Genomic DNA, 7,468 nt, shown 5'->3' on the forward strand with positions numbered 1-7,468 from the left:
CTTGACTCGGCGGCTTCGGGGCGGAGTCGGCCTGGGGACGGGGCGGCGCCGGCGGGGTCAAATCCGGGACTTCCGGGACGAACTCGTCTACCAGAGCCAACGGTGCCGGTGAGGCCGGCTCTTCACCGCTGAGATTGTCCCCGACGGCGACGGCGACCGATGGGGGCGCGGCCCCCGGTGGAGATGGGGCGGTCGCGGGGTCGGCGACGGATTTGACGGCCGGCTTTTGAACCGAGATCGCGGCGTTCTCGGCCGAGTCCGAACCGGCGAGTTTAGATGGGTTCAGATCGGATGCTTTTTGAGACGCTACGGGAGTAGGGTGTTCAGATAACTCAGTTTCGGCGTTCCCGGAAGCCCGGAATTTCGTTGAGTTCTGTTTGGCACCTGACTCTCGGGTTGAGTGAGACTCGGAAACGCCATCGACTCCTTTGGCGGTTGGGGGGACCGCTTCTCCCCCCCCGATATTGAAGAATACGATGGCCCCACTCACTCCCACAGCCATTAAATAGCGAAGAACAGGCATAAGTTTTTTTGATTTCACTGAGTCTGCAAGTCCAGAACTCATTTTAGAGCAAGGTTGAAAGATTGCTCTAACATTTGACACTCCCGGCCTCCGAGGTGTAGGGGGAATTCCACGGGTGGCGATCGCCCATCGAGTCCCGGACGGACGGCGGCGCGGGCGTGGTTCAGCCCGGGGGGACGGAGCAGGTAGCCACGCGGAGAAAATTCCGGGACAAGTGCGATTTGTTTCCGTACCTAATCTAAAATTCCGTAAATTTACGGAGATATCGGCCACAGTCGATGTTCAAAAAAGCGATCGATTTCCGAGAATTTGCTGTTGGTGTTTTTTTCGATTTATTCTAATCTTAAATTAGGGTCTGAAATGAGTTGTCTCCTGCGATCCCGTCCGAGTTGACCTGCGGTTTTCCCGCGCCGAGACCGTCTCCATTGCATCGTTGCCGTTGTTTTCGGTTGTCCCCAATTCCATTTGACACGCGGGGGAACGCCGAACCGAGCGATCGGCAGACCCGACGAATCCTTCTAAACCTCTACCCCCCCTGAAGTTCGATGTCTATCTCAGAACAAGCTTTAAACGACATTCCCACCCTTCTCCGTACCGTCCGCCATGAACTGGGCCTCTCTCAAAGCAAATTGGCCCAGCGCTTGGGGGTGTCCTCCCAGACGATCAACCGCTGGGAAAACGGACATTCTCAGCCGTCTCAACTGTCCATGAACGTCCTCAAAAATCAGTTAAATTCTTTAGATATCCCCCCCGATCTTAAACCGTCTCCCTCCAAATCTTCCCTCCAGTTCGAGGGCCTTCGCCAAGCCGATGTCGCCCGCATCCTGAATGTTTCGTTTCAACGGGTCCAGACCATCAGGAAGCGGCATTACATGGAATTTACCTGGGACAAAAATATTCAAGCCTGGGTCACTTCTCGGGACGAAGTCCAGCGCTACATCGACAACAAAGGCAAGCGCAGAAGACGGACCATCCACTAAAATCCTTTTGAATTGAACTCTCCATAATCCCACCCGACCCGACCCTCCTCAAGGGGAGGGTTGTTTCATTCCGCACCGACAAATGGCGCTTAGGATCGGTGGAAGCGCAGCCCTTCCGATCTCTGACTTGCTATTACCGATTACCGATTCCCTCACTCCAACAAACCGTCCGGCGGCGTGATTTCCAGGCGGCGATTTTCCAAGTCCACCACCGGGACGATCTCCGGGACGAAGGGAATCAAAACCGTTTTGGGTTGGGACGCTTTTTGGCGAAAATGCCGTTTCCGCCGTTTATTTTTGGGGATTTTTTCCAACTTCGCCTGCAATGCCGCGTCGGCGGCCAGTTCTTCCTCGGTGGGGGCGACATTTAACTGCACTTCCAACAGGTCGTTTCCCGCCGGAATCACGTCGGTCACGGTCCCGATCGCTTCTTGGCCGGATTGGCGGAACACTTCCAACCCCAGCAGGTCCAAAACGTAAAATTCGCCCTCCTCCAAATGGGGGCGATCGCCTTCCGGGATCAGCAGGCGACTATTTCGCAACGCCTCGGCGCGATCGCGGCTGTCCACCCCCGCCAATTCGACCGCGTAGAGCCCCTTGCCGGGAATCACCCACCCCCCCAACAGTTCCACGGGTTGGGGTTCCGCCTCTCCGGGTTTTTGCAGCCACCGGGTTCCCGGTTCGAGAAACCGTTCGGGGAAGTCGGAGTTGGGATACACCCGCACCTGGCCCCCCAAACCCTGGGCGGCGACGATTTTACCAATCTCAATCCAGTCAGACATGATAAGATTTCAACATTTTAACCGATAGTGGGTGAACGGGTCATGGTCTGGAGTTCTCGACGAGTCCCCATTTTCTCCCCGATGGTGGCGACCATCAAACGTCAAATCGCGGGACGGCGAGCCGATTTGAGTCGAAACGCTCATCGGACGATCGCTTCTATTTTACTCTCGATCGCGACGGCAATTCTCGCCGCCGGGCCCCCCGCCTTCGGGTCGGATTCCCTGATCGTCGCCCAAGCCGTACCAGAGTCAGATGCCGAACTCCGCGATCGCGTCCAGACGGAGGTAGACAGCGTTTTTCGCCGCACTTTGGCGTTATTGAATTTGATCTTGGTGTTCCTGTTTCTCCTCCCCACCATTGCAGGGGTCGGGGTGTGGTTTTTGCTCTCCAAATTGACCCGGCAAGTGTTTGAGGTCCGCCAAGAAATTGACAGTTTGAAATCCGACGCGATCGCCCAGATCGAAGCGAGTATCCGGGAGGCGAAAACCGCCCTCTACCAACTGCAAAAAAATGCCACCCGGGCCGACGAGGCGATCGAGAGTTTGAAGGTGCAGACGATCCTGCAATTGCCGGAACCGGAGGTCGAGGAGTCGCCCGAAACCGAGGCGGAACCCGCCCCCGCCGCCCAAACGCCGGAACCGACTCCCGAAAAGCCCGAGGAACCGGAAACCCAGACCCCGCAACCCACCCAGCCCCGGCCTCCGGGGGGCGATCGCATCCTGGAGGCGGCCCGGCAGTTCGCCAAACAGGGGGAAAAATTTTTCATGGAAAATCGTCTCGAAGAGGCGATAGACGCTTACGACCAGGCGTTGAAATTGCAGGCGAACTTGCCGGAAGTTTGGAACAATCGGGGGGTGGTTTTGACCAGGCTGAAGCGGTATCAAGAGGCGATCGCTTCCTACGAACAGGCGATTCAAATTCGCGCCGACTATCCCGACGCCTGGAGTAACCGGGGGGTGGCGTTGGCGAAGTTAAAATATTACGAAGCCGCCGTTTTTTCCTACGATCGCGCCATCCAATTGAAGGAAGATTATCTGGATGCCTGGAACAATCGCGGTCAGGCGTTGATGAATTTGCAGCAGTACGACGAGGCGATCGCCTCCTTCAACAGCGCGGCTAAAATTCGGCCCGACTTTTATCGGACGTGGTACAACAAAGCCCGCTGCTACGCCCTCAAAGATAACCGAGAGTTGGCGATCGAAAATCTCCGGCGGGCACTCCGAATCAATGCGGACGTGGTGAAAAATTTTATGAAAAAAGAGAAGGATTTTGATAAGCTCCGTGAAGATCGTCGGTTTCAAGAGTTGGTCGGTTGAGATGCTAAAATTTAACAAAAAATCTGATTATTTAATTTGGAGCGGTTGGCTGATATTGGGGTTGTCGTCGCCGGCACTGTCGGCGATCGCGGATCAGCCTGCAACCGCCCAACTGCCAGGGAGTTTCCGGGTTCAGAACCCCTCCTTTATCGACCGGGACAATCAAACTCAGCGACAGTTAATCCAGTCGGAAGTAGACCACACTCTCCGACGCTTGAATCCCTTTCTCAACACTTGGATATTGGTGGCGGTTTTAGTTCCGGGCGCCATTTCGATGACCATTTTAATTTGGTTTTTTCGGGAAGCCCAACACGCCCAAATCTGCCGGCAAACCCTGGAAGGGTACAAAGAGGATATCCGCGATCGCATCGAATATTTGGCGTCGGAAGCCCAGGATGTTCTCGACGAACTTCAGATGGCCGTGAATTTGACCGAGGAAAAAATTGACGCGATCGAGTCTCACATTCAGTCTTTATCCATCGAAGACGAGAAGGATTCCGATTTTAGTGTAAACGATGAAAACGAAGATTAAACCCGGAGTTTCGGTTATATTTAATTCAAATTTTCGATCTTTTGAGTCAAGTCAAAAGAAAAGTCGGTTTATTGTTGAGCGTGATTGGCTGTTTTTAGAGGAAAATTATCACCAAAATTAATCCGTCTTCAGGGCGATTAATTTGCGTTTAAAACGTGCATCTCTGGAGAGATGCGATCGCCCTGTTCGATACATTACGGTTGCGAGTTAATCAATATTTATTTAGAAACGGGAGAAAAGTAGATGGCTACTAACGAACGCGGATTTGCTTCCATGAATGAAGAAAAACAACGAGAAATCGCGAGGAAAGGCGGTCAAGCAGCCCACCGAAAGGGAACGGCTCACGAATTTTCTTCCGAAGAAGCTCGCGAAGCGGGTAAATAACCGGATCTGATATTAAGACAGTTGTGAATTTTCACCACAGAGGCACAGAGAACACAGAGAAGATATCCCAACCTAAATGCGTACTGCTATATTTCTGATTATCGAATCAAAAAGTAGTTTTTGTAAAAAAAATTATTTTAGCGAGTAGGGGCCCCTGGCTTGCGCCCTCGGGAACTAATGTCCAAACGGAAAAACTGCACTTTTTAAAATATCAAACGAACACCAAAGGTTTATCTTTGAACGGGGCGAAGGCTTCCGCGTCGAAGCGGTAGAGGCTGGCGGGCCGTCCGGCGCCACGGGAGGCTTTCAACCCGGTATCGGAGAGAAATCCCAATTTGAGCAGGCGGGTGCGGAAGTTGGAATAATCTGAAAAACCCTCCCCCAAAACGGTGAGATAAAATTGGTAAAGTTCCCCCAACGTGAACAGTTCGGGGAGCACCTCAAACGCCACCGGACTGTATTCCAATTTGTTGCGGAGGCGCCGGTAGCCGTACTCCAAAATTCGATCGTGATCGAAGGCGAGTTGGGGCACATCTTGGATGGGATACCACGCCACCCCCGTCACCCCTTCGGGAATCAATTGTGCCTCCTCGTACCGGACGAGGGCGAAATAGCTGACGGACAAATAGCGGACGTGGTAGCTGTCGGCACTTTCTCGCGGGTCGCGATCGGGTCCGCCGAAGGTGTAAAGTTGTTCTAAATAGAGATTTTTGACATTTATTTTTTCTTCTAAAATCCGGTAGGCCGCATCCTCCAAAGATTCGCCCTGACGAACTAGCGTTCCCGGCAAACTCCAACGATCGCGAAAGGGTTTCTGTTGCCGCATCACCACCAACACCAGCAGGCGATTTTGTCCGGTATCGATGGAAAAAATGACGTTATCGACGCCAACTTTGAAGTCCGCCAGGGGGTGATTCGTCAATTGGTTTGGGCGATGTTCTGCCATTTCATTGTTATCGGCTCAAACTGGATTGATACAAATTTTCGCGATCGATGTAAGCTTGAACCTTGGGCGGAATCGGGTTCGGATCTCCGGCTTGGCGAAAATCCGTCGAGGAGACATCCAATCCCTGCCAGTCCGCGATCGCGACTCGTCCGCCCAACTCGCGAAGTTCCGCCAAATCCCCATCTTGAATGTCGTATCCCGGTCGCGGGATGACCAGCAGGTTAACCTCGGCTAACAAATCTTTTATTTTATACCAACGGGGAATCTGCGTCACCAAATCCGATCCCACCACCAGGGTAAAGTCGGCGTCGGGCCAGTGTTTGCGGGCGCCACAAACGGTTTCGATGGTGCGACGGCTACTCAATTCCGGCTTCACAACGATATTATCCCCCGGCGGATCGATCTGTTCGATGAGAACCCCCAGCATCGCCTGACGGTGTTCCAGGGATGCCCCGTGGGACTTGAAGGGGTTGTCGGCGGCCCACACCAACACGCGATCGAACCGTCGGGCGAGTTGACTCAAAATGGACTGGTGCCCGGCGGTGGGCGGGTCGGCACTGGTTCCGAAAAGGGCGATTCGGGTCATCAACAAATTGGGCTAATTGCTCTGTTTATTATGGCGACAGAAGCGACGGGCGGCAAGTCTCCGGGGAGCGATCGCCCTTTTTTTTTCGGGCCGCCTGTCAAAAAATTGGTTAAAATTGGGTAACTTAGGTGCATCAATTTTCAATCCCAAACCTATATTAATCTAATGGGCGATATCCCTCAACCGATCTCGCCCGGTTCGCACCGTTCGATCTCCGCACCGGCGGGGATAAATTGGCGATTCTCGACGAATTTTCAATTTTTCCGTAAGCGGGGACGCGATCGCTGTAGTGGACATGAATCCTTTGCAATTCCCAACTTTAAATACCCGTCATGGCTAAAGAATTGGCGATCGAAACGCGGGGACTGACGAAACAATTTGACCGTCACGTTGCCGTCCACGATATGGATTTGCAAGTTGCCCGGGGGGAAGTCTACGGACTCATCGGCCCCAACGGGGCGGGAAAAACCACCCTGTTGCGGATGTTGGCGACGGCCGAAGATCCCTCCACGGGGGAAATTTACATCCAGGGAGAACGGCTGTTGCGCGATCGCAGCAACCCGGCTTTGAAACAATATATCGGCTATCTCCCCGACGATTTTCCCCTCTACGATGACCTCACCGTTTGGGATTATCTGGACTATTTCGCCCGCCTTTATAATCTCAAAGAACCGAGGCGATCGCGCCGTCTATTTGATGTGTTGGAATTGGTGGATCTCACCCACAAACGCAACAGCCTCATTTCCACCCTTTCGCGGGGAATGAAACAGCGCTTGAGTTTGGGACGAACCGTCATCCACGAACCCCTTTTATTACTATTAGACGAACCGGTTTCCGGCTTAGATCCCATCGCCCGCCAACAGTTCCGAGACATCATCAAAGCCCTCCGGGAAGCCGGAATGACGATCATAATTTCCTCCCACGTTTTGAGCGATTTGGAGGATTTTTGCACGTCCATCGGCATCATGGAACTCGGCTATTTGGTCGAAAGTGCATCCCTCAAAGAACTCTATCAACGCCTGAGTCACCAGCAAATTTTAATTTCAATGTTGGGATCTCCCGATCCGCTGATTGCCGCACTGCGGAATTATCCCGGCGTTGAGGAATGGGAAATCTTTCCCGGCACCCAACAGGTGCGGGTGCAGTTTTCGGGCGGTGTCGAAGAACAGGCGAACTTGTTGCGATCGCTCATTAACGCCAACTTGTCGATCGCCCAATTCCATCCAACCCAAGATAATTTAGAGTCAATTTTCCTTAAACTCGGACACAAACAGGCATCTTAGAAAAGGCAATAGTCAAGAGGCAACAGGCAACAGGAATGATGATTTTTTTGCGATCGGATGTAGGGGCAGTGCGTCCCCGCCTGCCTGACAATTCTGTAGGGGCAGTGCGTCCCCGCCTGCCTGCCCATTCTGTAG

At 53.2% G+C, this 7,468-nt stretch carries 8 protein-coding genes and 1 pseudogene; 5 read left to right on the plus strand and 4 right to left on the minus strand.

Annotated features, from left to right (window positions below):
• Positions 1-523: pseudogene (locus tag AC0QHF_RS15390) on the minus strand (hypothetical protein); the annotation flags it as partial.
• Between the two features lie 545 nt (positions 524-1,068).
• On the opposite strand from AC0QHF_RS15390, the gene AC0QHF_RS15395 reads away from it, so the two are divergent.
• Positions 1,069-1,503 (plus strand): helix-turn-helix domain-containing protein, encoded by a 435-nt coding sequence (locus tag AC0QHF_RS15395; RefSeq protein ID WP_324705110.1) that lies wholly within the window; start codon positions 1,069-1,071, stop codon positions 1,501-1,503.
• Positions 1,504-1,655: 152 nt separating this feature from the next.
• Here the strand turns inward: AC0QHF_RS15395 and rimM are convergent, their stop codons facing one another.
• Entirely contained in the window at positions 1,656-2,285 is a 630-nt protein-coding gene (gene rimM / locus AC0QHF_RS15400) for a ribosome maturation factor RimM (protein ID WP_324705111.1), read from the minus strand.
• Positions 2,286-2,327: 42 nt separating this feature from the next.
• On the opposite strand from rimM, the gene AC0QHF_RS15405 reads away from it, so the two are divergent.
• From AC0QHF_RS15405 to AC0QHF_RS15415, 3 genes are all read left to right on the plus strand, one after another.
• Entirely contained in the window at positions 2,328-3,602 is a 1,275-nt protein-coding gene (locus AC0QHF_RS15405) for a tetratricopeptide repeat protein (protein ID WP_324705112.1), read from the plus strand.
• 1 nt (position 3,603) lies between these two features.
• Positions 3,604-4,134 (plus strand): hypothetical protein, encoded by a 531-nt coding sequence (locus AC0QHF_RS15410; protein WP_324705113.1) that lies wholly within the window; start codon positions 3,604-3,606, stop codon positions 4,132-4,134.
• Between the two features lie 243 nt (positions 4,135-4,377).
• Positions 4,378-4,518 carry a KGG domain-containing protein gene (locus AC0QHF_RS15415; protein ID WP_324705114.1) on the plus strand — a complete coding sequence of 47 codons (141 nt, stop codon included), beginning with the start codon at positions 4,378-4,380 and terminating at the stop codon, positions 4,516-4,518.
• Positions 4,519-4,729: 211 nt separating this feature from the next.
• Here AC0QHF_RS15415 and AC0QHF_RS15420 read toward each other — a convergent pair whose 3' ends face one another.
• The gene (locus AC0QHF_RS15420; protein ID WP_324705115.1) at positions 4,730-5,464 is read right to left on the minus strand and encodes an NUDIX hydrolase; all 735 of its coding nucleotides are present in this window, start codon (positions 5,462-5,464) and stop codon (positions 4,730-4,732) included.
• Between the two features lie 7 nt (positions 5,465-5,471).
• Entirely contained in the window at positions 5,472-6,050 is a 579-nt protein-coding gene (locus AC0QHF_RS15425; protein WP_324705116.1) for a nicotinate-nucleotide adenylyltransferase, read from the minus strand.
• 332 nt (positions 6,051-6,382) lie between these two features.
• Here AC0QHF_RS15425 and AC0QHF_RS15430 point away from each other — a divergent pair, with 332 nt between their 5' ends.
• Positions 6,383-7,333: an ABC transporter ATP-binding protein gene (locus tag AC0QHF_RS15430; protein ID WP_324705117.1), complete on the plus strand. Its 951-nt coding sequence runs from the start codon at positions 6,383-6,385 to the stop codon at positions 7,331-7,333.
• Positions 7,334-7,468: the final 135 nt, after the last annotated feature.

It is taken from the genome of Lyngbya sp. CCY1209 (assembly GCF_055795065.1).

Bases quoted from the DNA above. Each gene is read 5' to 3' on its own strand.
- AC0QHF_RS15395 (WP_324705110.1), top strand. From the start codon at position 1,069: ATGTCTATCTCAGAACAAGCTTTAAACGACATTCCCACCCTTCTCCGT.
- rimM (WP_324705111.1), bottom strand. From the start codon at position 2,285: ATGTCTGACTGGATTGAGATTGGTAAAATCGTCGCCGCCCAGGGTTTG.
- AC0QHF_RS15405 (WP_324705112.1), top strand. From the start codon at position 2,328: ATGGTCTGGAGTTCTCGACGAGTCCCCATTTTCTCCCCGATGGTGGCG.
- AC0QHF_RS15410 (WP_324705113.1), top strand. From the start codon at position 3,604: ATGCTAAAATTTAACAAAAAATCTGATTATTTAATTTGGAGCGGTTGG.
- AC0QHF_RS15415 (WP_324705114.1), top strand. From the start codon at position 4,378: ATGGCTACTAACGAACGCGGATTTGCTTCCATGAATGAAGAAAAACAA.
- AC0QHF_RS15420 (WP_324705115.1), bottom strand. From the start codon at position 5,464: ATGGCAGAACATCGCCCAAACCAATTGACGAATCACCCCCTGGCGGAC.
- AC0QHF_RS15425 (WP_324705116.1), bottom strand. From the start codon at position 6,050: ATGACCCGAATCGCCCTTTTCGGAACCAGTGCCGACCCGCCCACCGCC.
- AC0QHF_RS15430 (WP_324705117.1), top strand. From the start codon at position 6,383: ATGGCTAAAGAATTGGCGATCGAAACGCGGGGACTGACGAAACAATTT.